Origin of the sequence: Notoacmeibacter marinus (assembly GCF_002238045.1) — a bacterium.
Lineage (GTDB): Bacteria > Pseudomonadota > Alphaproteobacteria > Rhizobiales > Rhizobiaceae > Notoacmeibacter > Notoacmeibacter marinus.
On record NZ_NBYO01000001.1, the window covers coordinates 451,575 to 476,342 of the forward strand.

General features: G+C 62.3%; 27 protein-coding genes, 1 tRNA gene and 1 riboswitch. Of the genes, 15 read left to right on the top strand and 13 right to left on the bottom strand.

Features of this window, described 5'->3' with window-relative positions:
• Window position 1: 1 nt before the first annotated feature.
• From B7H23_RS02040 to B7H23_RS02050, 3 genes are all read left to right on the top strand, one after another.
• On the top strand, window positions 2-808 hold the full coding sequence (locus B7H23_RS02040; protein ID WP_240535011.1) for an ABC transporter permease: 807 nt from the start codon (window positions 2-4) through the stop codon (window positions 806-808).
• A gap of 71 nt (window positions 809-879) precedes the next feature.
• Window positions 880-1,893, top strand: coding sequence for an ABC transporter substrate-binding protein (locus tag B7H23_RS02045; RefSeq protein ID WP_094076811.1), 1,014 nt, complete (start codon window positions 880-882; stop codon window positions 1,891-1,893).
• A gap of 189 nt (window positions 1,894-2,082) precedes the next feature.
• Window positions 2,083-2,159 (top strand) — tRNA-Arg (locus tag B7H23_RS02050).
• Window positions 2,160-2,644: 485 nt separating this feature from the next.
• On the opposite strand, the gene B7H23_RS02055 is transcribed toward B7H23_RS02050, so the two are convergent.
• Window positions 2,645-2,881, bottom strand: coding sequence for an EF-hand domain-containing protein (locus tag B7H23_RS02055; protein WP_205320011.1), 237 nt, complete (start codon window positions 2,879-2,881; stop codon window positions 2,645-2,647).
• A 524-nt stretch (window positions 2,882-3,405) separates the two neighbouring features.
• A riboswitch (FMN riboswitch) is annotated at window positions 3,406-3,554 on the top strand.
• Window positions 3,555-3,636: 82 nt separating this feature from the next.
• On the opposite strand from B7H23_RS02055, the gene B7H23_RS02060 reads away from it, so the two are divergent.
• Window positions 3,637-4,533, top strand: a complete 897-nt coding sequence (locus tag B7H23_RS02060) for a DMT family transporter (RefSeq protein WP_094075735.1) — start codon at window positions 3,637-3,639, stop codon at window positions 4,531-4,533.
• Here B7H23_RS02060 and B7H23_RS02065 read toward each other — a convergent pair.
• The 3 genes from B7H23_RS02065 to B7H23_RS02075 form a co-directional block, all read right to left on the bottom strand.
• Window positions 4,530-6,086, bottom strand: coding sequence for a sensor histidine kinase (locus tag B7H23_RS02065; RefSeq protein WP_240534943.1), 1,557 nt, complete (start codon window positions 6,084-6,086; stop codon window positions 4,530-4,532). The genes B7H23_RS02060 and B7H23_RS02065 overlap by 4 nt on opposite strands.
• Window positions 6,087-6,202: 116 nt before the next feature.
• Window positions 6,203-7,639: a dihydrolipoyl dehydrogenase family protein gene (locus B7H23_RS02070; RefSeq protein ID WP_094075736.1), complete on the bottom strand. Its 1,437-nt coding sequence runs from the start codon at window positions 7,637-7,639 to the stop codon at window positions 6,203-6,205.
• A 27-nt stretch (window positions 7,640-7,666) separates the two neighbouring features.
• Window positions 7,667-8,455 (bottom strand): TVP38/TMEM64 family protein, encoded by a 789-nt coding sequence (locus tag B7H23_RS02075; RefSeq protein WP_094075737.1) that lies wholly within the window; start codon window positions 8,453-8,455, stop codon window positions 7,667-7,669.
• Window positions 8,456-8,725: 270 nt separating this feature from the next.
• Between B7H23_RS02075 and rpmH the strand changes: the two genes are divergently transcribed.
• The 5 genes from rpmH to yihA all read left to right on the top strand — a co-directional run bounded on the left by rpmH (window position 8,726) and on the right by yihA (window position 12,532).
• Window positions 8,726-8,860, top strand: coding sequence for a 50S ribosomal protein L34 (gene rpmH, locus B7H23_RS02080; protein ID WP_094075738.1), 135 nt, complete (start codon window positions 8,726-8,728; stop codon window positions 8,858-8,860).
• Window positions 8,861-8,884: 24 nt separating this feature from the next.
• Window positions 8,885-9,250, top strand: a complete 366-nt coding sequence (gene rnpA, locus B7H23_RS02085) for a ribonuclease P protein component (RefSeq protein WP_094075739.1) — start codon at window positions 8,885-8,887, stop codon at window positions 9,248-9,250.
• Window positions 9,234-11,057, top strand: a complete 1,824-nt coding sequence (gene yidC, locus B7H23_RS02090; RefSeq protein ID WP_094075740.1) for a membrane protein insertase YidC — start codon at window positions 9,234-9,236, stop codon at window positions 11,055-11,057. Before rnpA ends, yidC begins: the two co-directional genes overlap by 17 nt.
• A 132-nt stretch (window positions 11,058-11,189) precedes the next feature.
• Window positions 11,190-11,840 (top strand): CatB-related O-acetyltransferase, encoded by a 651-nt coding sequence (locus B7H23_RS02095; RefSeq protein ID WP_094075741.1) that lies wholly within the window; start codon window positions 11,190-11,192, stop codon window positions 11,838-11,840.
• On the top strand, window positions 11,837-12,532 hold the full coding sequence (gene yihA, locus B7H23_RS02100) for a ribosome biogenesis GTP-binding protein YihA/YsxC (protein ID WP_094075742.1): 696 nt from the start codon (window positions 11,837-11,839) through the stop codon (window positions 12,530-12,532). Before B7H23_RS02095 ends, yihA begins: the two co-directional genes overlap by 4 nt.
• 6 nt (window positions 12,533-12,538) lie before the next feature.
• Here yihA and msrB read toward each other — a convergent pair whose 3' ends face one another.
• The 4 genes from msrB to B7H23_RS02120 form a co-directional block, all read right to left on the bottom strand.
• Window positions 12,539-13,036, bottom strand: a complete 498-nt coding sequence (gene msrB / locus B7H23_RS02105) for a peptide-methionine (R)-S-oxide reductase MsrB (protein WP_094075743.1) — start codon at window positions 13,034-13,036, stop codon at window positions 12,539-12,541.
• Window positions 13,037-13,259: 223 nt separating this feature from the next.
• A complete protein-coding gene (locus B7H23_RS02110; RefSeq protein ID WP_094075744.1) occupies window positions 13,260-13,823 on the bottom strand; it encodes a fasciclin domain-containing protein in 564 nt (187 codons plus the stop codon).
• 137 nt (window positions 13,824-13,960) lie between these two features.
• Window positions 13,961-14,731: an anti-sigma factor gene (locus tag B7H23_RS02115; RefSeq protein ID WP_094075745.1), complete on the bottom strand. Its 771-nt coding sequence runs from the start codon at window positions 14,729-14,731 to the stop codon at window positions 13,961-13,963.
• Window positions 14,728-15,267: a sigma-70 family RNA polymerase sigma factor gene (locus tag B7H23_RS02120; RefSeq protein ID WP_094076814.1), complete on the bottom strand. Its 540-nt coding sequence runs from the start codon at window positions 15,265-15,267 to the stop codon at window positions 14,728-14,730. The genes B7H23_RS02115 and B7H23_RS02120 overlap by 4 nt, the downstream gene beginning before the upstream one ends.
• 179 nt (window positions 15,268-15,446) lie before the next feature.
• Between B7H23_RS02120 and argB the strand changes: the two genes are divergently transcribed.
• Window positions 15,447-16,343: an acetylglutamate kinase gene (gene argB / locus B7H23_RS02125; RefSeq protein WP_094075746.1), complete on the top strand. Its 897-nt coding sequence runs from the start codon at window positions 15,447-15,449 to the stop codon at window positions 16,341-16,343.
• Window positions 16,344-16,345: 2 nt separating this feature from the next.
• On the opposite strand, the gene B7H23_RS02130 is transcribed toward argB, so the two are convergent.
• Complete coding sequence (locus B7H23_RS02130) at window positions 16,346-17,260, bottom strand: DMT family transporter (RefSeq protein WP_094075747.1); 915 nt, start codon at window positions 17,258-17,260, stop codon at window positions 16,346-16,348.
• A 73-nt stretch (window positions 17,261-17,333) separates the two neighbouring features.
• Here B7H23_RS02130 and B7H23_RS02135 point away from each other — a divergent pair, with 73 nt between their 5' ends.
• Window positions 17,334-18,023 (top strand): pyrimidine 5'-nucleotidase, encoded by a 690-nt coding sequence (locus B7H23_RS02135; protein ID WP_094076815.1) that lies wholly within the window; start codon window positions 17,334-17,336, stop codon window positions 18,021-18,023.
• Between the two features lie 64 nt (window positions 18,024-18,087).
• Here the strand turns inward: B7H23_RS02135 and B7H23_RS02140 are convergent, their stop codons facing one another.
• Complete coding sequence (locus B7H23_RS02140) at window positions 18,088-18,294, bottom strand: hypothetical protein (RefSeq protein ID WP_094075748.1); 207 nt, start codon at window positions 18,292-18,294, stop codon at window positions 18,088-18,090.
• 72 nt (window positions 18,295-18,366) lie between these two features.
• Window positions 18,367-19,230, bottom strand: coding sequence for an LOG family protein (locus B7H23_RS02145; protein WP_094076816.1), 864 nt, complete (start codon window positions 19,228-19,230; stop codon window positions 18,367-18,369).
• A gap of 204 nt (window positions 19,231-19,434) precedes the next feature.
• Between B7H23_RS02145 and dapD the strand changes: the two genes are divergently transcribed.
• The 4 genes from dapD to B7H23_RS02165 all read left to right on the top strand — a co-directional run bounded on the left by dapD (window position 19,435) and on the right by B7H23_RS02165 (window position 23,019).
• The gene (dapD, locus tag B7H23_RS02150; protein ID WP_094075749.1) at window positions 19,435-20,289 is read left to right on the top strand and encodes a 2,3,4,5-tetrahydropyridine-2,6-dicarboxylate N-succinyltransferase; all 855 of its coding nucleotides are present in this window, start codon (window positions 19,435-19,437) and stop codon (window positions 20,287-20,289) included.
• Between the two features lie 62 nt (window positions 20,290-20,351).
• The gene (locus tag B7H23_RS02155) at window positions 20,352-20,843 is read left to right on the top strand and encodes a DUF805 domain-containing protein (protein WP_094075750.1); all 492 of its coding nucleotides are present in this window, start codon (window positions 20,352-20,354) and stop codon (window positions 20,841-20,843) included.
• Between the two features lie 389 nt (window positions 20,844-21,232).
• Complete coding sequence (gene dapE, locus B7H23_RS02160; RefSeq protein WP_420814456.1) at window positions 21,233-22,432, top strand: succinyl-diaminopimelate desuccinylase; 1,200 nt, start codon at window positions 21,233-21,235, stop codon at window positions 22,430-22,432.
• On the top strand, window positions 22,429-23,019 hold the full coding sequence (locus B7H23_RS02165; RefSeq protein ID WP_094075751.1) for a hypothetical protein: 591 nt from the start codon (window positions 22,429-22,431) through the stop codon (window positions 23,017-23,019). The genes dapE and B7H23_RS02165 overlap by 4 nt, the downstream gene beginning before the upstream one ends.
• A 3-nt stretch (window positions 23,020-23,022) precedes the next feature.
• Here the strand turns inward: B7H23_RS02165 and truA are convergent, their stop codons facing one another.
• A complete protein-coding gene (gene truA / locus B7H23_RS02170; protein ID WP_094075752.1) occupies window positions 23,023-23,811 on the bottom strand; it encodes a tRNA pseudouridine(38-40) synthase TruA in 789 nt (262 codons plus the stop codon).
• On the bottom strand, window positions 23,808-24,755 hold the full coding sequence (gene fmt / locus B7H23_RS02175) for a methionyl-tRNA formyltransferase (RefSeq protein WP_094075753.1): 948 nt from the start codon (window positions 24,753-24,755) through the stop codon (window positions 23,808-23,810). The genes truA and fmt overlap by 4 nt, the downstream gene beginning before the upstream one ends.
• Between the last annotated feature and the right edge of the window lie 13 nt (window positions 24,756-24,768).

Consider the following 24,768-nt stretch of genomic DNA (forward strand, 5'->3'; position numbering starts at 1 on the left):
TATGAGCCTCTCGCGCATCGAGGCGAAGGGCGGGGTGCGGCGGTCGATCAATCTCCTGATCCCGATCCTGTTCGGCATCGGCCTCCTGGCGCTCTGGGAAGGGCTGACGCGCGGACTCGGCGTGCCCACCGTCATCCTGCCGCCGCCCAGCATGATCTGGGACCAGATCACCTCGTCCGTGCCGATCCTGTGGGCCGATTTCAAGCAGACCTATCTGAAAGCGGTTCTCGCCGGCTATGCGATGGGCTGCGGCGCGGGGTTCGTCGTCGCCATCCTCGTGGACCGTTCGCCGTTCCTGCGCGCCGGCCTCCTGCCCGTTGGCAATCTGGTCTCGGCCCTGCCGATCATCGGCATCGCGCCGATCATGGTCATGTGGTTCGGCTTCGACTGGCCGTCCAAGGCGGCGGTCGTCGTCGTCATGACCTTCTTTCCGATGCTGGTGAACACGCTGGCCGGACTGACGGCGGCGGGGCGCATGGAGCGCGACCTGATGGCGACCTATGCCGCCTCCTACTGGCAGACGCTGTTCTCGCTGCGCCTGCCGGCGGCCATGCCGTTCATCTTCAACGCGCTGAAGATCAATTCCACGCTGGCGCTGATCGGCGCCATCGTCGCCGAATTCTTCGGCACGCCCATTGTCGGCATGGGGTTCCGCATCTCCACGGAGGTCGGGCGCATGAATGTCGACATGGTCTGGGCGGAGATTTTCGTTGCCGCCATCGCCGGATCGCTATCCTATGGATTACTGGCGCTCGCCGAGCGGGCGGTGACATTCTGGCATCCCTCCAACCGTCGGGCGCGCGCATGACGGGATCGGAGCAATAGGGCGAGCGGCGGGCCTGCAACCGGCGCATGGAACGACAAGAACAGGAGCGCATGATGAAGACGACTTTCGCCACGCTGGCCCTTTCGGCCACCATCGCCCTCGGCGCGGGCCACTCCGCCCTCGCCCAGGATATGGACCAGCTGACGCTGCAGCTGAAATGGGTGACGCAGGGCCAGTTCGCCGGCTACTACGTCGCCAAGGACAAGGGCTTTTACGAAGCCGTCAATCTGGACGTCGAGATCAAGCCGGGCGGCCCCGACATCGCGCCGCCCCAGGTGATTGCGGGCGGCGGGGCGGATGTCGTCGTCGACTGGATGCCGTCGGCTCTGGCCAGCCGCGAAAAGGGTGTGGCGCTCGTCAATATCGCCCAGCCCTTCAAGCGTTCCGGCATGATGCTGACCTGCAGGAAGGAAACCGGAATCGAGAGCCCGGACGACTTCAAGGGCAAGACGCTCGGCGTCTGGTTCTTCGGCAATGAATATCCGTTCCTCGCCTGGATGAGCAAGCTCGGCATCCCGACCGAAGGCGGCGAAGAGGGTGTCGAAGTGCTGAAGCAGGGCTTCAATGTCGACCCGCTGATCCAGAAGCAGGCCGACTGCATCTCCACCATGACCTATAATGAGTACTGGCAGGTGATCGACGCCGGCTACACCGAGGACGATCTGGTCGTCTTCAACTATACCGACCAGGGCGTCGCGACGCTGGAAGACGGGCTCTACGTGCTGGAGGAAGACCTCGCCGATCCGGCGATGGTGGACAAATATGCCCGCTTCGTTGCCGCCTCGATGAAGGGCTGGGAGTATGCCCGCGGGAACCCCGACGAGGCCGCCGAAATCGTTCTGGAAAACGACGCCACCGGCGCCCAGACCGAAGAGCACCAGAAGCGGATGGTTGGCGAGATCAACAAGCTGACGGAAGGCTCGGACGGCACGCTCGATGTGGCGGCCGCCGAAAGCACGGTCGAAACGCTTCTGTCCGGCGGTTCGGACCCGGTCATCACCAAAGCGCCGGAAGGCGCCTGGACGGATGTTGTCACCGAAAAGGCCAAAGAGGTCGAAATGAAGTGAGCCATCGCCGGTGAGCGGACACGCTCATGGCAGCCATGCTGAAGGGAGGCGGGTCCGGTGGGCCCGCCTCTTTCGTGACGGCGATGAAATTTCTTGCCGCCAGCGCTTGCAAAGCGGAGCGAGCGGCTTTAGGTAGCCGCTCACGGCAGCGCTGGCGACGCCCGCTGCCCTTTGCCTTTATTGGCATGCGCGCTCGTAGCTCAGCTGGATAGAGCACCAGACTACGAATCTGGGGGTCGGGAGTTCGAATCTTCCCGAGCGCGCCATTTTTCACAAGATCGATTAACGGTTCCGCTTCGCCCTGTATTGGCAGTCGCCATTCTTCCTTCGTTCCAATCGCTTGTTGAATCCTTACCGGTGCGTCCACATTCGCTTCCTAGTAGACAGCGGAGCCCTTGCGGGCCCCGCTGCAAGTATTGCCATCAATGCAGGCCCCAAGCGAGATTCGATATCGCGGGGACCGATAATCCGTCAGCCCATGGAGGCTGGCGGGGCCGGCGGCGGCGCGTCGCCGCCCTGCGGATTGCAGGCCGCGACACCAGCCGCCAGGACCAGTATGGCTGCCGCCGATGCAAATCGTCGTAGTTGCATTCCAATTCCCTTCCATTGCCTTTTTGGCGAGATGAAAGACGGCCTCCGGCGATCCAATCGCGAATGCCGAAAATGGGGGCATGGCACCTGCCAGTCCGTTCCAGCCAGCAAGCATTGACATTTTCGGATCGCCGTCACGCCGGAGACCGCCAACCGTGCGTTACTTCGGCATCAGGGGCGATGCTTCGAACTCTTCGCGCGAGAGAGTGCCGCTGCCATCGGTGTCGTACTGCGCCATGGCTTCCGGCGTCATGTCGGGCGCGATGGCGGCGACCTCGGCGGCGCTGAGATCGCCGCTGCCGTCCACATCCGCGGCGGTAAAGACATCCTGAGCGAACGCGGCAGGCACCGCCAGAAAGGCGGTCGTAGCGACAATGCTTGCGAATTTCTTCATCATGATTTGTCTCCTTCGGTTGATCGTTCAAACTAAATGAAAGAATACAATTCTTTCTCACCCCAATAGCTAACAATAGTTGGCAAAATGAGGTTTTATAACTTGAACGAATAAAACGCTAGACTTGATTCGCGGCTGGAATTTGTCTCAAAAAGGATGAATCTGCGGTCATTTCTGTCCGAATACTGTAATGTTTCGTGATCGATTTTTCGAAAACACTGCGGCTGGATGCGTTCATCAACGTTGCGCAATTCGTCGCCACTGCCAGGTTTTGGGCGGCCTGGAACCTGTCCCTTCGACGCATAGCGTCATGAAACAGCGTCGCCTCATTGATCGGATGAACGACGCAATTGCCTCGCGGAGAGTCAAATTTTGGCCATACTGCTTCAACGTCTTCGCAATCATTTGGGCGCGACCGCGCGATCAGGTGCTCTCGTCACGGGAGCGCCTCGAATGATGACCACCGCTTTTCTCTTGTCTTGCCCGTCCTTCGCCGGATAAAACGCAGGTGCGGTCGCTGATGGCCGCATCGTTCTCAGGGCGGGGCGAAATTCCCCACCGGCGGTAAGCAGGCTCGCCTGCAAGCCCGCGAGCGCCCCTGCCACCCGGCGGGGGGTCAGCAGATCTGGTGCAACTCCAGAGCCGACGGTCACAGTCCGGATGGAAGAGAACGGGAAAGTGGCGTGGCGGGCCGAAAGGTTCGCGCGCGCCGTTGTCCTGTCTGCCTTGGGTTATGAGCGCTGATAAAGGACAACGCCATGACTCGCCTGCTTTCCCGCCTCGACCCGGCCATTGCCGGCCCCCTTCTCATCATCCTTGCCGGCGCGCTTTTCGCCCTCGTCAACACGCTGCTGCAATATGGCGCGATGGTGCAGGGCATCGCGCCGTCGCGGCTGGCCTTCTGGCAATATCTGATCGCTTTCCTCTGCACTGTGCCGCTACTGTTCGGCAAAGGCCGGAGCGTCCTTCGGACACAGCAATTGCCGATGCATGTTCTGCGCGTCGCGACGGCGGCGGCAGGCGTTCAGCTCTGGGCGATGAGCCTTGCCCATGTGCCGATCTGGCAGGCCATTGCGCTGATCATGCTGTCGCCCTTCTTCGTCACGCTTGGCGCGCATCTTTTCCTGAAAGAAGTCGCGACGCTGGAACGCTGGGCGGCCGTCACGGTCGGCTTCGCCGGCGGCATGATCATCCTGGCGCCTTGGTCGGACGGGTTCAGCGCCTACGCGCTCTATCCAGTCGGCGCAGCCCTGCTCTGGGCAATTTCATCGCTTCTGACCAAGCGGATGACGAGGACGGAGAACGCCAGGACGCTGACGGTCTATCTGCTGCTTCTGCTGACCCCGCTCAACGGGCTTATCGCCTTTCGAGACGGGTTGGCGCTGGATACCGGTTCGGCGGGGCTCATTCTGTTCGCCGCCGGGGTTCTGACGGCCCTGGCGCAATACGCACTGGCGCGTTCCTACAGCATAGCGGACGCGGCCTATCTGCAACCGTTCGACCATGTGAAGCTGCCGCTCAATGTCGGCCTCGGCCTGGCCGCTTTCGGCTTCGTGCCGCCGGGTTCCATGTGGGTCGGTTCGCTTCTGATCGTCGGCGCGTCATTCTTCCTGCTGCAACGCGAGGCAAAGCTCGACGCAATCAAAGCCGACTAAGACGTGGCGCGGTCGACCGATCCATCCGGACGACCCTCCCGGCGTGCCTGGAGCTGAATGGGCGCGTCCGGCAGTTCAATGCGGAAGCAAGTGTAGCCGCCACGGCTTTCGACCAGTTCCAGCTGGCCGCCATGGGCGCGCACAAGCTCATGTGCGATGGCGAGACCCAGACCGGTGCCGCCCGTTCGCGCGGAGCCGTGAAAGGCGGTGAAGAGGTTTTCGAGCGCCTTTCGCGGCAGGCCCGGCCCCGTGTCGGATATGGCGATGAAGGCAACGGCGCCCTCACGGCGCGCCGAAACGGTGAGGCGGCGGACGAGCCCGGGTCGGTCGGCTTCGTTCGACATGGCCTGCAATGCGTTACGACACAGATTGTTGATGATGCGGAAGAGCTGTTCGGCATCGGCGTCGACCTCGAAAACGGGGGCGATCTCGTTGCGGAACTCGACCGATTCGGCCTCGATCTCGGCGACATGGCGGACCTCCTCCACCAAAGCGTGCAGGTTGAGGCGACGACGATCCGGCGCGCGCTCGCGCGTCTTGCCATATTCCAGGATATTGGTGGTGTAGGCGATCGCTCGGTCCATGGTTTCCACCAGACGCGGTCCGAATTTCTGCACCATGGGATCGGACGAACGCTCCAGCCGCTCCGTCAGGATCTGCGCCACCGTCAGAATGTTGCGCATGTCGTGGTTGATCTTGGAGACCGCCAGCCCGAGATCGGCCAGACGGCGCTGCTGCGCCAGCGCGTCCGTCAGGCGAAGCTGCATGGCATTCAACTGATCCTCCGCCACGCCGATCTCATCGTCGCGGCCGCTCGGTTTGAGAACCCGCGAACGGTCGTCCGGATCCTCGCTATAGGCGATCATCGATTTCGTCATGCGGCGGATCGGCGCGATGAAAAGGCGCATGATCACAAAGAAGACCATGCTGGCCGTAATCGCGGAAACCAACAGAGACAGAAGCGCGATATTGCGCGAATAGGTGATGAGTCCGTCGCGCAACGGCCCCTCCGGCACGACAATTTCGTATGTCTTGCTGCGGTCGCCATCGACCGTGCCGTAAACGCGCAGAATACGTTCACTGTCGGATAAGAGCGTCTTGAGCGTTTCGGGAATGGCGGCGATTGGCCGACGCGCTTCCTTCATATCGATGGATGCATCGACCGTCAGCATTTCGTCGGGGCCTGCAATTACCCGGCTGATGGTGTCGTCATGCACGGCGATGAAGCGAACGCCCGTATCGCGCAGGATGCGCTCGCGCGAGCTGTCGGTGACCGGGCCCTCGGCGGTTTCGAGCAGGACCCGGCCGGCCGCAGCGGCAGCGCTCAGCTTGTCGCCCAGCCAATTGGCGCGGAAATTGGCGGCTGATGGCGGAAAGATCAGGATTTCCGCCAGTAGCACGAAACCGGCGGTGAAGAGGAGCAACTTGCCCGATAGCGCGCGGCTGAGTGGAACCTGCGCCGCAGCGGACAGGTTCGCCGCCTTGCGTTTCGGCTCGCCGCGCGCCGGCGATGACGTATCGCGATCCGGGCCAGCGGAGACCTCGGCGTCCACAGAACGCGATCCTGTTGCCGGAGCCTCTCCCGCCTGCGCCAATTCGTCTGGCCGCGGTTCGCGCATTGCTTCGTGCCGGTCGTCCATCATCCCTCACATCGGACGTTCCGGTCAGTTTAACCGAACCGGCGAAGAAAGGCGATCAGCTTGCGGATGCGCGGGTCGCGCGCCATCGCTGAATAGTAGTCGGTCGCCGCTCGCTTGCCGATTTCGCCGCGGGTCGGATAGGGCGGCACGTAGCCCGTTACGTCGGACGGCTTCATGCCTTTCTGAATGGCGAGGCACCAGAAGCCGATCATCTCGTCGGCTGCATCGCCGAATATATGGACACCGACGATCTTTCCACCGGCGATAACCAGTTTGACATGGCCTTCGGTCTTTCTCTCGGCGCGGGCGCGGTCGTTCTCAGCCAGGGGAAAGCGGCGAATATCGATCTTGCCGTGCTTCTGCCGCGCATCCTCTTCGGTCATGCCGATCTGGGCCAGCGGCGGGTCGCAATAGGTCACGGCGGGTTGGATGTCGGCGTTCATCTTCGCCGGCAGCCGGAACAGAAGCGGCCGCATGATCAGGCCGGCCTGATAGCCGGCCGTATGGGTGAAGGCCGGCCCACCGGACACGTCGCCGACGGCATAGACGCGCTTGTTGGTCTTGCTTCGCAACCCGCCATCGACATCGATGCCGGTGCGGCGATCGAAGGCCACATTGCCCGCTTCCAGGTCGAGCGAATCGGTGTTCAGCTTGCGCCCGGTCGCAACCAGAAGATGAGTTCCGGTAACCGACTGCGCTTCGTCGCCTTTGCCCGTGGTCACGGTGATCGCGCCGGCCTCGCCGGATACGGAGGAGACCATCGCGCCCTCGCGAATATCAATGCCTTCGGCGCGGAGCGATTCCAGCGCCAGTTGCGACATTTCGCGGTCGGCGCGGCCCATCGCCTTTTGCGCCTCGAAAACGGTGACCTTGCTGCCGAGGCGATGGAAGGCCTGCGCCATCTCGATGCCGATCGGACCGCCGCCGAGCACCAGCAGATGGTCGGGCCGCTCGGTCAGGTCGAACAGGATTTCGTTGGTGAGATAGGGGACGCCGTCCAGGCCCGGAATGGGCGGCACCGCCGGGCGCGAGCCGGTGGCGATGACGAAGCGCCGCGCCCTGATCCGCTTGCCGTCCACCTCGACCGTCTTATTGTCGACGAAACGGCCCGCGCCCTCGATCACATTGACGCCCATCGCCGTGTAGCGGGGGATGCCGTCATGTGGCGCGATGGACGCGATCACGCCCTTCACATGCGCCATGACGGCCCTGAAATCGACGTCAGGTTCGACATTGGCGATACCGAAGCGCGACGCGCCATGGCGCATTTCGTGGGCGGTGCGGGCCGCGGCGATCAGCGCCTTGCTCGGTACGCAGCCGACATTGAGGCAATCGCCGCCCATCTTGTCGCGTTCGATCAGAACCGTCGGCACACCGAAGGCTGCGGCGGCAGCGGCAACGCTCAAGCCGCCGGAGCCCGCGCCGATGACGCAAATGTCTGTCTCGATGAGATCCGTTGCAGGCATGAAAATGACTCACATGTTTGAAAAGGTTCAGGCGGCGGGCTGAGTTTTCAGCCGACGATGACGGGCGACCAGCGTGCCCAGTAGCGCAACTGCCGAAAGCGCGCCGAAGGCGATCAGAAGTTCGGTGGTGATCAGGTCGCCCACGCCGATTTCCCGACCCGCTTCGGCAGCGCTCATCAAGGTCGCGTCCAGCCCCGCACCGAGCCAGGCATAGGCGAAGCAGCCCGGCAGGATACCGATGGCGGTGGCCAAGACGTAGGTGCGCAGCGGCACGTTGAAGAAGGCCGGCGCGATATTGATGACGAAAAAGGGAAAGACCGGCGCAAGGCGCAGCGCCAGAAGATAGCCGAAGGCGTCGCTTTCGAAGCCCTTGGCGAATTTGTCGGCCGCGCCGCCGAGTTTCTTGCGCAACGTCCCGGCCATCGCGCCGCGCGCGGCTAGAAAGAGCGCCGTTGCGCCGAGCGTTGCTCCTACGGCGATCACGATGCCGCCGACGAACCAGCCGAACAGGATGCCGCCGAAAATGGAAAGAACGGAGGCGGCCGGAAAGGAGATTGCGACGGCGAGCGCGTAGATCAGCCCGTAGCCGAGCGGCGCCAATATGGGCCAGTTCTCCACGAAGCCGTTCAGCGTGTCGCGATAGTCGGCGAGCGCGGAGAGCGACACGTAGCGATGCAGGCCGAAAAAGTAGGCCAGAGCCAGGGCCGCGACGATCAAGACGATGGGGATGAAGCGGCCAAGCCCCTTCTTCGTGCCGGCGCTACCGCCCTCGGCGCGGCTGTCGTCGGCCTTGCCCTCTGTTTCCACTTCGATCATCTGTTTTCCTTCGGGACGCGCCTGGCATACATTCCCCTGTATTCTAGGGCCGCAAACCGTTCGTTACAGGCAAGGACGATCACGACGCCTCACAGCTTCGTGAGACCATCTGGCCGTGCGGACCGCATTGACAGCGCAATGCGGCTTGCCTATAGCAGCGCCACGTTCGGGGCCGCTGTTCCGGGTGCTTCTACGCGCGCCCTTCCGCTCCCTGTTCCACAACCGGTAAAACATACCCAAGAAGGGCCGCACACCGCGGCAGTCAAACAAATGAAGCGCACCTATCAACCATCCAAACTGGTCCGGAAGCGCCGTCACGGTTTCCGGTCCCGCATGGCGACCAAGGCCGGTCGCGCCGTCATCGCACGCCGCCGTTCGCGTGGCCGTAAGCGTCTGTCGGCGTAAGCCGAACGATCGAGGCGGGTGACCATGAGCGGCCGCAATGGCCAGAACCCGCCTGAAACGATGAAGCGGCGGCGGGAGTTTCTCGCCGCACGCCGAGGAGTTAAGGGGCGCGGACCTTACTTCCTTCTGGAAATGCTGGATCGGAAGGACGATCTTCCGCCGCGTGCCGGCTTCACGGTAACGCGCCGATCCGGCAATGCCGTTATTCGCAACCGTATCCGCCGCCGCCTGAAGGAAGCGCTTCGCATCCATGCGGCAGATGCCATGGCCCCTGGCCATGATTATGTATTCGTCGGCCGACCCGACAGCCTGGCCGTCGACTTCGAGACCCTGGCGCGCGAGATGAAGCGACGCATCAGTCGAACGGGACGACATGGAACAGCAACGTAACTTCCTGATCACCATTGTCCTGTCCGTCGTGATTCTGGCAGGCTGGCAGTATTTCTACATGGGGCCGAAGATCGAGGCCGAGCGTGCCCGTGTGGAGGCTCAGCAGAGCACGACGCCCGCGGCAACGCCCGGTCAGACCGGCGGCGCACAAGGCAATATGCCCGCCTCATCATCCGAAACGGCCGTGGCGCCGGGCAGCACCGAGGTTCCCGGCGCGACGCAGCAGACCCGTGAACAGGCGGTTTCAACCGGTGGCCGTGTGCCGATCGACACGCCATCCCTTGCCGGATCGATCAATCTGACCGGCGCACGGCTCGACGATCTGAGGCTGAAGAATTATCGCGTCTCGGTGGACAAGTCGTCGCCGGCCGTCGAACTGCTCAATCCGGCATCGCTTGAGAAAGGCTGGTTCGCTGAACTCGGCTTTGTCGGCGGCAGCGATTTGGGCGAGTTGCCAAACGGGACGACCCAGTGGCAGCTGGCCGAGGGCGAGACGTTGACGGTCAACCAGCCGGTCACGCTTCGCTACACAAACGATGCCGGACTGACCTTCGAGCGCAGGATCGCGGTCGATGAGAACTACATGTTCACCGTGGCCGATACGATCCGCAACGAGACGGGTCGATCGGTCGCGCTGCAGCCCTATGGTCGAACCACGCGCTTCAACAAGCCCCAAGGCACATCGGTCTACGTTCTTCACGAAGGGCTGATCGGCGTAACGGGCGAAGACGGTCTGATGGAGGTCGACTATGACGATCTGGAAGATGACGGCAATCTAACGCCGGGCCGCTCTTCGGATGGCTGGCTGGGCATCACCGACAAATACTGGGCCGTCGCACTGATCCCCGAAACCAATGACGGGTCGTTCCAGCCGCGCTACGCCTATTTCTCCAATGGCCGGCCCTCCTATCAGGCCGATTATCTTTCCGATGCCGTTGCCGTTCCGGCGGGCGGCGAAACAACAGTGACGAACCGCGTGTTCGCCGGCGCCAAGGTCTCCCAGCAGATCGACGGTTATGAGGAAGAATACGAGATTCGGCAGTTCGACCTGCTGATCGACTGGGGCTGGTTCTACTTCATCACGCGTCCGATGTTCTGGCTGATCGACAGCCTCTTCAAACTGTTCGGCAATTTCGGTCTGGCCATTCTGGGCGCAACCGTGGTGGTCAAGCTCATCTTCTTCCCGCTCGCCAATATGAGCTACGCTTCCATGGCGCGGATGAAGAAGCTGCAGCCCAAAATGCTGGAGATCCGGGAGAAGCATAAAGACGACAAGATGAAGCAGCAGCAGGCGACGATGGAGCTGTACAAGACCGAGAAGGTCAATCCGGCCGCCGGCTGCCTGCCCATGCTGGTTCAGATCCCGGTCTTCTTCGCGCTCTACAAAGTGCTCTACGTCACCATTGAAATGCGCCACGCGCCGTTCTTCGGCTGGATTCAGGATCTGTCCGCGCCGGACCCGACATCGCTGTTCAACCTGTTCGGCCTGCTGCCCTATGAGGTGCCGACCTTCCTGCTGATCGGAATCTGGCCGCTGATCATGGGCGTGACGATGTTCCTGCAGATGCAGATGAACCCGGCGCCGCCCGATCCGACGCAGGCCATGATCTTCAAATGGATGCCGATCGTCTTCACCTTCATGATGGCAGGTTTTCCGGCCGGGCTCGTGATCTACTGGGCCTGGAACAACACGCTCTCGATCCTCCAGCAGGGCGCAATCATGAAGCGTCAGGGCGTGAAGATCGAATTGTGGGACAATCTGAAGGGTTTGTTCACCCGCAAGAAGAGCGAAAACCCGGCGGAATAGACCGCGCGGATACAAGACAGGAGCCGATGCCATGGAAAAGTGAAACCCGCGATCCGCCGCTTCGCCTTCGCGCGAATGCGGGATCGCGCTTGATCGAGCCCTTTCCCGAACGGCAATATCGAGGTTCACGCCATGCACGGCCCCTCTCCCGACACGCTCTATCCCCTGCCCGGCTTTCCGCGCGCGGTTTTTCTGAAGAATTTCATCACCCGACCGAATATCGAAGTCGGCGACTACAGCTATTATGACGATCCGGACGGCGCGGAGCGCTTCGAGGATCGCAATGTGCTGCACCACTTCGACTTTTACGGCGACAGACTCGTCATCGGCCGGTTCGTGGCCATCGCTTCGGGCGCACGCTTCATCATGAACGGCGCCAACCACGCGATGGGCGGGTTCTCGACCTATCCGTTCAATATCTTCCAGCAAGGCTGGGAGGCAGGCTTCGATCCCGATAGCTGGGCCGGACAGAGCCGCGGCGACACGCTTGTCGGCAATGATGTGTGGATCGGAATGAACAGCACGATCATGCCGGGCGTTACCATTGGCGATGGCGCGATTGTCGCGACCAACTGCACGGTCGTCTCCGACGTGCCGCCCTATGCCATCGTCGGCGGCAATCCGGCGAAGGTACTGCGGATGCGGTTCGACCAGCAGACCGTGCAACGCTTGCTCGCCATTGCATGGTGGAATTGGCCGACCGAACGCATTACAGCGGCGTTAGATGCCATAAGGGGCGCCGATCTCGATGCGCTCGAAGCCTTTGCGGAGAATGCGACATGACCGATCGTGGACAGACGGCACCCGAAGGCTCGGACGAGCTGGACCCGGCTTCGGTCGCCGAGGCGCGTGCGCTCTTCCTTCGGCCGTGGCAGTTCATCAAGGGCGTACCGTCCATGGAGTTCCTTCCGCCGGAGGGGCCGGCGGAAATCGCTTTTGCGGGTCGCTCCAATGTCGGCAAATCGTCGCTCATCAATGCGCTTCTGGCGCAGAAGGGGCTGGCGCGGACCTCCAACACGCCGGGCCGGACGCAGGAGTTGAACTATTTCGTGCCCGCCGGCCATAGCGGCGAAATGAGCGATCTGCCGGAAATGGCGGTGGTCGACATGCCCGGTTACGGCTTCGCCCAAGCGCCCAAGGAGGTGGTCGATCGCTGGACCGAGCTCGTTTTCGACTATCTGCGTGGCCGGGTGACTCTGAAGCGCGTCTATGTGCTGATCGATGCGCGCCACGGGCTGAAGAAGAACGACACAGAGGTTCTCGACCTGCTCGACAAAGCCGCCGTCTCCTATCAGATCGTTCTGACGAAAGCCGACAAGATCAAGCCGCCGGCAGCGGAAAAGCTGCGGCACCAGACGCTACAGGCCATTTCAAAGCGGGCCGCCGCCTTTCCCGACGTGCTGCTGACATCGTCGGAAAAGGGTCATGGTCTGGACGCCGTTCGGGCCGCGGTTCTGACCGCTATCGAGCGCTGAGAGGGCTCAGCCCGTTACCGGCGCGCCGCCATCGGACGGACGGAACACCAGCGCGACGCCATTGATGCAGTGGCGCTTGCCGGTCGGTTCAGGGCCATCGTCGAAAACGTGGCCGAGATGGCCGCCGCAGCGCGAGCAATGCTCTTCGGTGCGCGTCATGAAGAGGGTGTTGTCTTCCCTGAAGCCGACATTGCCCTCGATCTCGCGGAAGAAGCTCGGCCAGCCCGTGCCGCTGTCGAATTTCGTTTCGGATTCGAACACGGCCTGGTCGCATCCGGCACAGTGATAAGTGCCCTTCGCCTTCACTTCCAGAAGCGGGCTCGTAAAGGGCCGTTCGGTCCCTTCCTCGCGAAGCACGTCGTATTGTATCTCGGTGAGTTGCTCACGCCATTGCGCCTCGGTCTTCGTGACCGGGAAATCGCCCTTGTCGGCGCGTGCGCCGAGACCAAAAAAAGCTCCGGTCACGAGTGCCGTACCGCCGGCGAGAAGAAAACGTCTGTTCATGTCGATCTCCGTACCGTCTGATCGCTTGCCCGGTCGGGCTCATCGATCTCTCCCTTCAATATACGGAGGGGGTGGCCGATTTGTTTCAGCGATCCCGCACCGTCAAACAGAAAGCGGCCTGCCGTGTCGCCAGTTTGGCGCCAGTCGGCAGACCGCCCTTGGCCATCGGATGATGGCCCATCACAGCCGCATGCCCCTACGACTGTGATGTCTCAGGTCTTACTTACTGTTTGGGAAGCAGGACCGTATCGATGACGTGAACGACGCCATTGGACTGCTTGACGTCAGCCGTCACGACCGTCGCCACATTGCCGTTCTCGTCCGTCAGCGTGATGTTGTCGCCATCCATCTTGGCGCTCAACGTGCACGGGCCGAGCGTTTTGACGGGATGGTCGCCATTGTCGTCGGCAATCATCTTGCCAATGGCGTCGGACATCGCATTGGCGCCGACGACATGACATTTCAGGATGTCGCCAAGCATGGCCTTGTTCTCGTCCATCATCACCGTATCGACAGTGCCGTCAGGCAGCTTTTCGAAGGCTTCGTTGGTGGGCGCGAAAACGGTGAAGGGGCCTTCGCCGGAAAGCGTTTCGGCGAGTTCCGCCTGACCGACCGCCGCGACGAGCGTGGAAAGGTTCGGAGCGTTGGACGCATTTTCGACGATGGTCTTGTCGGCCATCATGTCGGCGCCGCCGACCTGGGGGTTGGCCATTTTGTGATCGTCGGCAAATGCCGGGGCGGCAAATGCAAGAGCGGTTCCGAGAAGGGCGTATTTGAAGAGTTTCATGTGGGTGTTTCCTCCCTGAGGGGATTTTTGGGGTTGGGGGACGTATGAACGGACCCGATCCGCCAAGCGGCCCGACCGTTCGCAACCAGAGACGGGAGGAGCCGGAAAAGAGTTTCGGATTATTTTCGAAATTTGTTTCAGATGCCGTGGACGGGTCCGGTGGCGATGACCGGACCGGTTGGCAGACCGGTCGGCGAGCCGCCGCTCGGCTCGTGGCTCACCGCCAGGGTCGCGTCGTTGGTCATGAGGTCGGCATGGGCCTTCGGCATGACCATGTGGGCGACATCGTCTTCCGGCAGGACACCAAGGGAAACCGGATCGGCGCCATCATGGATGACCCAGATCTCGTAGACGCCCCTGTTCGGAGCGCCACCGGAGATGCGCGTGAAGTTGAGCGTGCTGGATCGACCTTCCCAAAGCGCGACATAGCCGGTGTCGCTATCGTGCGGCTCGAGCGACGCGACCATGCGTCCCGCTTCCTCGACTAGTTCGGTTTCGGGCGTCTGTTCCGCAACCTCTGCCGGACGATCAGCTGGCCAGAATTGCGCCAGAGGCACGGTAAGAAGCGCGAGCGAGGCCACCGCCAGACCGCTGACCAACCCGCCAATAAAGGGCAGCCAGCGACCGGATCGACGGTGAGATGTCGCGACGGAGCCGCCGGCGGCCTGGAAAAGGCGGCGATCGACGGACGCCTTGACCGATGTCGGAGGATCGATCTCGCCGTAAACCGAATTCATGGCGGACAGGCGGGCCGCCCATGCATCGGCCATATCGGCCAGCGCGCGGTCGTGCTCCATCGCTTCGACGAAGGCCGCACGCTCGTCTGCGGACAATGTGCCGAGCACATATTCCGCGGCGCGCGGGTCGCCAAAAGCGTCGTTCCAGTCCTGGTCGGTCTGCCGGCTCATGCTTCCAGGCAATGCCTCAACTTCAACAGGCTGCGCCGCAGCCAGGTCCTCATCGTGTTCAGCGGCACGTCGAAACGATCCGCCAATTCGGCGTAGCTCGCGCCGTCAACATACGCGCTACGAACGGCCTGTGCACGATCGACTTCGAGCTCGTCCATGCATTCGTCGATCCGGTCGCCCTCCGATGAGAGAACGGCCAGCCGTTCGGGATCCAGTTCGTCGCTGGCTATGTCGAAGGCCGCTTCGATGTCCTTGGTCGGCGCGCGGCGCGCGCGGATCCGATCGATCGAATGATTGCGGGCCACCGTACAGAGCCAGCCGACCGCATGTTGGGAGGAGATCGCAAAGCGGTCTGCCCGTGTCCAGATCCGGACAAAGACCTCCTGCAATGCTTCCTCCGCCTCGGCGCGGTCCTTCAGAATACGGATGCAAATGGCAAAGAGTTTCGGAGATATCGCCGCGTAGAGGCGGTCGAAGGCCTGACGATCCTTGAGCGATACACGGACGATCAGCTTTGCCACCTCTTCAGATGTCAGCTCTGCCGTCACGATCGCTTTCTCCTACCCTGTTCGAACTAACGCACGAAAATCGGGCAAAGCAAAGCCAAATCAAGACCGGATTGACGCAGAAGTCGGTTTTCCTTCGCCTGCTTGCCTAGTTTCCAGCGGCTCGCTAGAAACCGCGACCGACCATTCCCCCCAACGGACGTATTTCCATGACTCTTTCCGATCTCAAAAACGCAGAGGAACAGGCGCACCTTCTGGCGCAGGCGCTGCCTTACATGCAGCGCTACGAGAACAAGACGGTCGTGGTGAAATATGGCGGTCACGCCATGGGCGACGAACAGCTCGGCCAGGCCTTCGCCCGCGATGTGGCGCTTCTGAAGCAGAGCGGCATCAACCCGGTCGTGGTTCATGGCGGGGGCCCGCAGATCGCCCGCATGCTCAAGACGATGGGCATTGAAAGCCGGTTCGAAGGCGGGCTGCGCGTCACCGACAAGCGGACGGTCGAGATCGTCGAAATGGTGCTGGCCGGTTCGATCAACAAGGACATCGTCCGCATGATCAATGCAGAAGGCGAATGGGCGATCGGCCTTTGCGGCAAGGACGGCAATATGGTCTTTGCCGAAAAGGCGAAGAAAACCGTGCGTGATCCCGACAGCAATATCGAACGCGTGCTCGATCTCGGTTTCGTCGGCGAGCCGGTGGAAGTCGACCGCACATTGCTCGATCTTCTGGCCCAGTCCGAGATGATCCCGGTCATCGCACCGGTGGCGCCAGGCCGGGACGGCCATACCTACAACATCAATGCCGACACGTTCGCCGGCGCCATTGCCGGCTCGCTGGAAGCGGAGCGGCTGCTCTTCCTGACCGACGTGCCGGGCGTTCTGGACGCCGATGGCCAGCTGATCGAGGAACTGACAGTCGCCGAGTGCCGCGAGCTGATCGAAAACGGCGTTGTCACCGGCGGCATGATCCCGAAGATCGAAACCTGCATCCACGCCATCGAACGGGGCGTGCAGGGCGTCGTGATCGTCAACGGCAAGGCGGCGCACTCCGTCCTGCTCGAACTTCTCACCTCGCATGGCGCAGGTACGCTGATCGTGCCGTAGGCCTACCGCGTTATCAGAAGCACGACGATGCCGGTGACGATGAAGATGCAGCCGATCACCTCGCGCGCGGTAACGCGCTCGCGGAAGATCAGGACGGTCGAGGCGAATGTGAACAGCATCTCGATCTGCGCGAGAGACTTTACCAGCGCCGCCTGCTGAAGGGTCATCGCCGCGAACCAGCCGAAGCTCGCCAGGGCCCCGACAAGCCCCACCAGCATGGACGGTTTCCAGGCTCGCGCCACGGCGGCAAATTCGTGGCGCTCGCGCAGCGCCATCCAGATCGCCATTGTCACAGTCTGAAGGGCGATGGCCCACAGCAGGACGAACGAGGCCTGGATCATGAAATCGGGGCTCGGCAAGGACGGCTCAATGCTGAGCGAAGCGGCACGGTAGCCGACGGCGGCGACGCCGAAGAAGAGACCAGATGCCAGACCGATGCCGGCCGTCGGTGTAAACAGCCCCGTCACAAGGCCGCCAATGGTGAAGGCGGATCGCGCCAGCGAAATGAGCATCACACCGAAGACTGTGAGAGCGACGGCCGCCCATCCACCCGGGCCGAATCCTTCGCCCAGAAACAGAATGCCAAAGAGCGCGGCCTGGGCCGGCTCCGTCCGGCTATAGGCCGTGCCGACCGCGAAGTTCCGATAGGAGAACAGATGGACCAGCAGCGCCTGGGCAATGATCTGCGCCATGGCCGCGACAACCACCCAGCCGAGGAACGTCATATTCGGCGAGGGCGCGGCGTGGCCGACAAGGCGCAGAAGCGCGTAGAGCGTCGCGGCGACCGGGAGGCCGAAGCCAAAGCGCACGAAGGTCGCGCCGGTCGTGCCCATCCGCCCCTTCAGATATTTTTGCAGGGACGAGCGGATGTTCTGCAGGAACGCGCTGCCGACGGTGATAACGATCCAGATAGGCATGATCTGCTATGGCCGCCGGAAGCGCGCCATGCAAGGGCTGGTCCCGACGGGCGATCTGTCACATATAGCGCCGATGGATTCGCTCGCGCCCGCCTTCGCCCATGTCACCGAATGGGTTTTCGACCTCGACAACACGCTCTATCCCGCCTCGGCCGATCTGTTCAGCCAGATCGACAGCCGCATGACGCAATGGATAGCCGACTATCTAAACGTCGACAGGGATGAGGCGTTCCGCGTTCAGAAAGCGCTCTATCGGGAGCATGGCACAACGCTTCGCGGCCTGATCGAACGCCATAATGTCGATGCCGACGACTTTCTCGCCTTCGTTCACGATATCGATTATTCGCCGCTGACGCCGGACCTCGCTCTCGGCAAAGCGATCGAGGCGCTGCCGGGTCGGCGCTTCATTTTCACCAATGGCGACCGGCCCCATGCCGAACGCACGGCACGGGCGCTCGGCATTCTCGACCACTTCGACGATATTTTCGACATTGTCGCCGCCGATATGGCGCCGAAGCCGGGCCAGGCGCCCTACGATGCGTTTCTGGCAGCGCACGGGGTTCATCCCCGAAAGGCCGCGATGTTCGAAGATATGGCGCGCAATCTCACGGTACCGAAAGCGCTCGGCATGGTGACGGTGCTCGTCGAAGCACCGCAACAGCCGAAGTTCAAGCAGGATTGGGAAAACGAGAAAGGCGGCGAGATCGATTTTGTGACATCCGATCTCGGCGCGTTTCTGACGCAGCTCGCCGCCGCGCTCTGATCCGTCACGTCAGGCCGAACACTGCATCGCCCTCGGTGTCCGCATTACAAGGCCGGCGCTTCTATCAGGCGCGGCGGCGCGGGTCGTGTTCGGCATATTCCGCGAGAGAGGCGCTTTTCCTATGCGCCTTGGCCACCGATTCGTCGTCAGACTTAAAGCGGCCGTCTTCCTTCAGCGGCTTCTTCAGCTTGTGGATGTCGGATGCATCGTTGTTGCGATCCTTGCGCTGGTTTTCGCGCATCATCTCGTCGTCGCTGGACGTGGTCGACATGTTCTGCCCTCAATGTCTCATCGTGTTTGACGAATAACGGAACCGTCTATTGGCTGGTTCCATCTGCAACCATCATTCGTCGCCGTTTTCCGTCTCGTCAAGTTTATAGAAGCGCACGATTTCCGCCCATGCTTCATCGGCGGTATCGACATAGGTGATGAGGTCGGGATCGTCCGGTGAGATCGTGCCCTGCTCCGCCAGGAACTGCGTATTGATCGCCTTTTCCCAGAAGGACTTTCCGAAAAGAATGACCGGCACGCGCTCCATCCGGCCAGTCTGGATCAAGGTCAGCGTCTCGAACACCTCGTCCATCGTGCCGAACCCGCCCGGGAACACGGTGACGGCCTTGGCCCGCATGATGAAGTGCATTTTGCGGATCGCGAAATAGTGGAAATTGAAGCAGAGATCCGGCGTGACATAGACGTTCGGCGCCTGTTCGTGCGGCAGGACGATGTTGAGGCCGATGGACGGCGCACCGACATCGTGCGCGCCGCGATTGCCCGCCTCCATCACGCCCGGACCGCCGCCGGTCACGACGACGAACTCCTGAAAGTCGGACAGCCGCGCATGTTCGGAGCAAAGCTGGGCGAACCGACGCGCTTCGGCATAGATCACCGACAGTTCGGTCAGATTCTTCTTCTGGGTCTCGTTCTTCGCCGCCCATGCCTCACCGCCCGGCTCGGGAATACGCGCGCCGCCGAACATGATGACGGTGGAGGCTATCCCGTATTCGGTCAGCAGCATTTCAGGCTTCAGCAGTTCGAGTTGCAGGCGTACGGGCCGCAGATCGCGCTGCGTCATGAAATCCTCGTCCGCCCAGGCGAGACGATAGGCCGGCGCTTCGGTCTGCGGCGTGGACGGCACGCTGCGCGCGCGGGGCAGATCCTCGCTGGAATGCGGCAGCGGGTTCCACCCATCGCGTTTCCGCCCGCTCATCACCTTCCTGACGGTTGCGTGCGGCACGTCGGTCTTGTCGTTCATGCAGTCTGCCTTTCTCCACAATGACGCTCTTGGCGCAGCGGCCTTTGCGGATTGACCGCGTAAAGCGCTTTCGCATAGGGTCCGCCCGATTTTCCCGAGCTGGTTTCACTTGCCTTGGTGCAGGGCCAGCGCCTCAATAGTCAAGCGGAGACATTGACCATGGCAAGCCATGATCGCGATGCGCTGGAACGCATCATCGAAAACGCATTCGACGAGCGAGACGGCGTCACGGCCGCAACCAAGGGCGAAGTGCGCGATGCGGTCGGCGAGGCGCTGAACCTGCTCGACAAGGGCCATGCCCGCGTCGCATCGCGCGGGGAAAACGGCCAATGGACCGTTCATCAATGGCTGAAGAAGGCCGTGCTGCTGTCGTTCCGACTCAATCCGATGGAGATTATCTCTGGCGGGCCGGACGACGCGAAATGGTGGGACAAGGTGCCGAGCAAGTTCGACGCCTGGGGCGCTCAGGAATTCGAGCGCGGCGGATTTCGCGCGGTTCCGGGCGCTATCGTCCGCCACTCCGCCCATATCGGCAAGGGCGTGGTGCTGATGCCGTCCTTCGTCAATCTGGGCGCCTATGTCGATGAAGGCACCATGGTCGACACCTGGTCGACCGTCGGTTCCTGCGCGCAGATCGGCAAGAACGTGCATCTGTCCGGCGGTGTCGGAATCGGCGGTGTGCTGGAGCCGCTCCAGGCCGGCCCGACCATCATCGAGGACAATTGCTTCATCGGCGCGCGCTCCGAGGTGGTCGAGGGCTGCATCGTCCGCGAAGGCGCGGTGCTCGGCATGGGCGTCTATATCGGCAAGTCCACCAAGATCGTCGACCGCGAGACCGGCGAAATCCATATGGGCGAAGTGCCGCCCTATTCGGTCGTCGTGTCCGGCTCGATGCCCGGCAAGGCGCTGCCCGGCAAGGATTACGGCCCGAGCCTCTATTGCGCGGTGATCGTCAAGAAGGTGGACGAACAGACCCGCAGCAAGACATCGATCAACGATTTGCTGCGCGACTGATTGACTGACAGCGAAGGGCTCGTCCACCCTCTCCACGCATGATCGATCAAGAGAACTGAACGATGTTCCGCAATCTTTTTCGTTTTACCGGCCGGGCGTCGCGAAAGACCTTCTGGCTGACGCAGCTTTTCATCATCGGCGTCAGCGTCGTCGTCGGGCTTGCCGTCGGTGTCTTCGCTGGCGTCGGCAGCGTTTTTCTAGGCGACGGTCAGCCGACCTCCACCGCTACGCTCTTCGGAGGCGGGCTCATTGCAATCGTCATGATCGCACTCAACATCGTCGTCTTCATCATTTCACTGGCCGTCTCGGCGCGACGCCTTCACGATCTGAACCGTTCGGCGTGGTGGCTGGTGGGCTTCTTCGCGGCTAGCGTCCTGCTGTCCGCTCTGGGCTATGCGGGAATGGACGTGCAAACCGGCGACAATATGCCGTCCGCTCTGTTCGGCGTTCTCAATCTGCTGATTGGCATCGGCGCCATTGTTTATCTCGGCTTCATCCGCGGCACGGACGGTCCCAACCGATACGGTCCCGACCCGCGCGCCAAGTCTTTTTAGGGGACGCCGAAAGCGAAAAGGCGGGCCGCATGCCCCACCATGCGGTCCGCCTTTTCTCCCCCGATACGACCTCGCGCCCCCATGCGCGCCAGCCGTCTCACGAAACTCTGTCTGTTTTATCCCGATCCGGCCTGTGCCGACAAGGGTGCAGCAACCAGCGGCTGCATTAAAGCGTATCAATATCGCTCTGACATTCGCGCGCGCCATCAATAGAGAGGTGCGCCGCTGGCCAGAGCACCTAAGCAATCAATCGGACCAAAATGGGGCGGTTGCGCAATTGGACGATTGGTTCCAGCTGTTGGAAAAATTTTTTTCTCCCGAACGCCCCGCCCGCAACACCTGTGGCAGAAGCTCTTGCGAGGCACTGGCACTGCGCGTAGCTAGAGCCAATGCCGATAAAACCATCAGATCCCATTGCCCTTCTTTCCGCCCTGATCCGGTGCCCGTCCGTTACGCCGGACGAGGCCGGTGCGCTGGATCTGGTGCAGGCCGTTCTCGAGCAGCACGCCTTCGATGTAAAACGACTGCCGTTTCAGACAGACGGCCAGCCGCGGATCGACAATCTCTACGCCACAATCGGGACGGACGGCCCGCACCTTCTCTTTGCCGGCCATACCGATGTGGTGCCGCCTGGCGATGAGAACGCCTGGTCGTCGCCGCCTTTCGACGCGGTCATTCGCGATGGTGCGATGGTCGGACGCGGTGCGGTCGACATGAAGGGGGGCATTGCCGCCTTTCTGGCCGCCTATGCGCGCTGCGTCGAAACGAACGGTCCCCTTCCAGGCCGCGTCAGCCTTCTGATCACCGGCGATGAAGAAGGCCCGGCACTCGATGGGACGCTCCGCGTGCTGCAATGGCTCTCGGAGCACGATGTGCGCTTCGACGCCTGCCTTGTCGGCGAGCCGACCAACCCGAACGCCGTTGGCGACATGATCAAGATCGGCCGGCGCGGCAGCCATACCGGCAGGTTGACCGTGCACGGTACGCAGGGACACGTCGCCTATCCGCATCTGGCCGACAATCCGATCCGCGCGCTCGTGCCCATGCTGGACGCCCTGATGAACCCGCCGCTCGATGAGGGTTCGGAACGCTTTCAACCCTCCAATCTCGAAATCACCACCATCGATGTCGGCAATCCGGCAACGAATGTCATTCCGGCGGAAGCAAACGCTGTCTTCAATGTCCGCTTCAATGATCACTGGTCGGCCGCGACGCTTGTTGCCGAGATCGAAAAGCGTTTAGCGACCGCCGCCGCTAATGCGGCCCGGCCCGGCGATGCGCCTATCGACTGGTCGGTGAAATGGGCGCCGCGCGTGTCCGAAGTCTTCGTCACGCATGACGAAAAACTCGTCGGAACGCTCGCCAAGGCAGTCGAGACCGTGACCGGCCGAACGCCGGAGCTTTCCACTTCGGGCGGAACGTCCGATGCGCGGTTCATCAAGGACCATTGCCCCGTCGTCGAATTCGGGCTGGTCGGTCAGACGATGCATAAAATCGACGAACGGGTTCCGCTGGCCGATCTGGAAAGGCTGACCGCCATATATGAGCGTTTCATTGCGGGCTGGTTCGGTTTGGAGAGCGATCGGTGAAAGAGGTGACTGCACACCAGCTTCAGACTGTCTGGCTGATGATGAGGACGATGCAGTCCGGCCTGCTCGGCCAGATGGACCTGTCATCGTCAGGGGTCAAGCGATCGTTCTACGCCATCGTGGTCGCAGCGCCTTCGCTTGCGATCGGCTGGGTGGGAACGTCGCGGCTCGTGCTCGGCCAGGGCGCGACAGCGGATCAGATGATCCGCCTCGTCTCCGGGCTGGCAATGGCCGACCTGGTGAGCTGGCTTTTGCCGCTTGCCGTCTTCGCTCCGCTTCTGACGATGCTGGGCCTCGGATCGCGATACCCTGCCTTCATCATCGCCACCAACTGGGCGGGGGCCATTTTCGCCTTCATCGCGCTGCCCATCGGTATCGGCCGGATCTTCGCACCGACCGCCACCGAATTCGACATGCTCATCATTCTCACCATTCTGGTGGTGACGTGTACGCTTTACTGGCGGCTGCTCCGGGCCGTTCTAGGCGTCAGCGGCGGACAGGCGGCTGCCTTCGTTCTGGTCAGTTTTCTGACAGGCATATTAAGCGGCTATGTCGCCGCTTCCCTGCTCGGCCTGCCGCTCGATTAATCCTTAGCGCGCGTTCGACGGGTAAGCGACCGAAGATAGATAGAGGCCGCAAGCCGGCGCTACCGGGCCGCAGGCCTTGCGGTCCTGCGCTTCCAGAGCGTCCTGAAGATCGTCGGCGGACCATTTTCCCTCCCCCACAAGCTTCAGCGAACCGGCCAGCGAGCGGACTTGGTTATGCAGGAAGGACCGGGCCGCCGCATGGATATGGATCTCCTGCGCATCGATCCGCTCGGCCCATAATTCGTCCAGCGTTCTGATCGGCGATTTCGCCTGGCAGTCGGCGGCGCGAAACGTCGTGAAATCATGGGTGCCGAGCAGGCGCTTTGCTGCCGCGTTCATCTGCTCGACATCCAGTTCGCCCTTGCGCACCCACCAAGCGCGCTCACGCTCCACCGTCAGTGGCGCGCGACGATTGACGATCCGGTAGAGATAGCGACGGCCGGTCGCCGAAAAGCGTGCCGAGAACGTGTCGGAAGCCGTTTCGCAGTCCAACAGGGCGATGCGCTCGTCAGCCTGAACCAGCAGCGCGTTGATGGCCTCCATCACGCGGAAGGGCGAGCGACGGCCACCGACGGGAAGGTCGAAATGGATGACCTGCGCCAGCGCATGAACGCCGGTATCGGTTCGCCCGGCCGCCGTCAGACGCAGATCGACGCCAGAAAACTTCAGGATCGCCTCTTCGATGGCCTGCTGGACGGTGTGACCATTGGCCTGGCGTTGAAACCCCTTATAGGGCGTGCCGTCATATTCGACCGTCGCGCGGTAGCGCTGCGTCGTCTGGCGATCCGTCATGGAAAGCGGTCGCCGACAGAGACCGGACTGCCGCGCACGAAATCCTCGACGTCGAGCGGTTTGCCGCCGGCCTTCTGCAAACGCTCCAAGGCGACAGAGCCACGACCGCAGGCGACAGTCAGCGGTTCGGCCACGACCGTGCCCGGTGCGGCATCCTCATCGCCGTCGGCCGCGACCGGAGAGGCTTTCAAGACCTTCACGCGCTCGGCCTTGCCACCGATCTCCATCTCGCACCAGGCGCCGGGAAAGGGCGCAAGGCCGCGAATGTGATCGTGAACTCCCTGCGCGGTCGCCGTCCAGTCGATGCGGGTTTCGCTTTTGTCGATCTTTCTGGCGTAGGTCACACCCTCGGCCGGTTGCTCGGTGAGCGTCAACGTGCCGGCTTCCAGAGCGGCCATCGCGTCCACCATCAGCAGCGCGCCCGCTTCGGCCAGCCGGTCGTGCAGGTCTCCGGCGTTCATATCGTCGCCAATCGGAATGCGGGTTTCCATAGCCACCGGGCCGGTATCGAGACCGGCCTCCATCTTCATCACCATCATCGCCGTTTCGGTATCGCCGGCCATGAGGGCCCGCTGGATGGGCGCCGCGCCACGCCAGCGCGGCAGGGCGGAAGCATGACCGTTGAAGCAGCCGTGGCGCGGTGCATCGAGGATCGGCTGCGGCAGCAGCAGCCCATAGGCGACGACCACGGCGACATCGGCATTCAGCGCAGCAAAGGCCTGCTGCTCGTCCGTACCCTTCAAGCTGACCGGATGGCGCACGGGAAGGCCAAGTTCTTCGGCGACGCGGTGCACGGGCGATGGCGTCAGTTCGAGACCGCGCCGACCGGCTGGGCGCGGCGGCTGGGTATAGACGGCACGAATATCGTGGCTGGCCTCATGCAAGGCACGCAAGGTCGGCACGGAGAAATCCGGTGTGCCCATGAAAATGATGGAAAGCGCCATGGCTGTTCGGCTC

Excerpts from the sequence above, each read along its gene's own strand:
- B7H23_RS02040 (WP_240535011.1), top strand. The coding sequence starts at position 2 with ATGAGCCTCTCGCGCATCGAGGCGAAGGGCGGGGTGCGGCGGTCGATC.
- B7H23_RS02045 (WP_094076811.1), top strand. The coding sequence starts at position 880 with ATGAAGACGACTTTCGCCACGCTGGCCCTTTCGGCCACCATCGCCCTC.
- B7H23_RS02055 (WP_205320011.1), bottom strand. The coding sequence starts at position 2,881 with ATGATGAAGAAATTCGCAAGCATTGTCGCTACGACCGCCTTTCTGGCG.
- B7H23_RS02060 (WP_094075735.1), top strand. The coding sequence starts at position 3,637 with ATGACTCGCCTGCTTTCCCGCCTCGACCCGGCCATTGCCGGCCCCCTT.
- B7H23_RS02070 (WP_094075736.1), bottom strand. The coding sequence starts at position 7,639 with ATGCCTGCAACGGATCTCATCGAGACAGACATTTGCGTCATCGGCGCG.
- B7H23_RS02075 (WP_094075737.1), bottom strand. The coding sequence starts at position 8,455 with ATGATCGAAGTGGAAACAGAGGGCAAGGCCGACGACAGCCGCGCCGAG.
- rpmH (WP_094075738.1), top strand. The coding sequence starts at position 8,726 with ATGAAGCGCACCTATCAACCATCCAAACTGGTCCGGAAGCGCCGTCAC.
- rnpA (WP_094075739.1), top strand. The coding sequence starts at position 8,885 with ATGAGCGGCCGCAATGGCCAGAACCCGCCTGAAACGATGAAGCGGCGG.
- yidC (WP_094075740.1), top strand. The coding sequence starts at position 9,234 with ATGGAACAGCAACGTAACTTCCTGATCACCATTGTCCTGTCCGTCGTG.
- B7H23_RS02095 (WP_094075741.1), top strand. The coding sequence starts at position 11,190 with ATGCACGGCCCCTCTCCCGACACGCTCTATCCCCTGCCCGGCTTTCCG.
- yihA (WP_094075742.1), top strand. The coding sequence starts at position 11,837 with ATGACCGATCGTGGACAGACGGCACCCGAAGGCTCGGACGAGCTGGAC.
- msrB (WP_094075743.1), bottom strand. The coding sequence starts at position 13,036 with ATGAACAGACGTTTTCTTCTCGCCGGCGGTACGGCACTCGTGACCGGA.
- B7H23_RS02110 (WP_094075744.1), bottom strand. The coding sequence starts at position 13,823 with ATGAAACTCTTCAAATACGCCCTTCTCGGAACCGCTCTTGCATTTGCC.
- B7H23_RS02115 (WP_094075745.1), bottom strand. The coding sequence starts at position 14,731 with ATGAGCCGGCAGACCGACCAGGACTGGAACGACGCTTTTGGCGACCCG.
- argB (WP_094075746.1), top strand. The coding sequence starts at position 15,447 with ATGACTCTTTCCGATCTCAAAAACGCAGAGGAACAGGCGCACCTTCTG.
- B7H23_RS02130 (WP_094075747.1), bottom strand. The coding sequence starts at position 17,260 with ATGCCTATCTGGATCGTTATCACCGTCGGCAGCGCGTTCCTGCAGAAC.
- B7H23_RS02135 (WP_094076815.1), top strand. The coding sequence starts at position 17,334 with ATGGATTCGCTCGCGCCCGCCTTCGCCCATGTCACCGAATGGGTTTTC.
- B7H23_RS02140 (WP_094075748.1), bottom strand. The coding sequence starts at position 18,294 with ATGTCGACCACGTCCAGCGACGACGAGATGATGCGCGAAAACCAGCGC.
- B7H23_RS02145 (WP_094076816.1), bottom strand. The coding sequence starts at position 19,230 with ATGAGCGGGCGGAAACGCGATGGGTGGAACCCGCTGCCGCATTCCAGC.
- dapD (WP_094075749.1), top strand. The coding sequence starts at position 19,435 with ATGGCAAGCCATGATCGCGATGCGCTGGAACGCATCATCGAAAACGCA.
- B7H23_RS02155 (WP_094075750.1), top strand. The coding sequence starts at position 20,352 with ATGTTCCGCAATCTTTTTCGTTTTACCGGCCGGGCGTCGCGAAAGACC.
- dapE (WP_420814456.1), top strand. The coding sequence starts at position 21,233 with ATGCCGATAAAACCATCAGATCCCATTGCCCTTCTTTCCGCCCTGATC.
- truA (WP_094075752.1), bottom strand. The coding sequence starts at position 23,811 with ATGACGGATCGCCAGACGACGCAGCGCTACCGCGCGACGGTCGAATAT.
- fmt (WP_094075753.1), bottom strand. The coding sequence starts at position 24,755 with ATGGCGCTTTCCATCATTTTCATGGGCACACCGGATTTCTCCGTGCCG.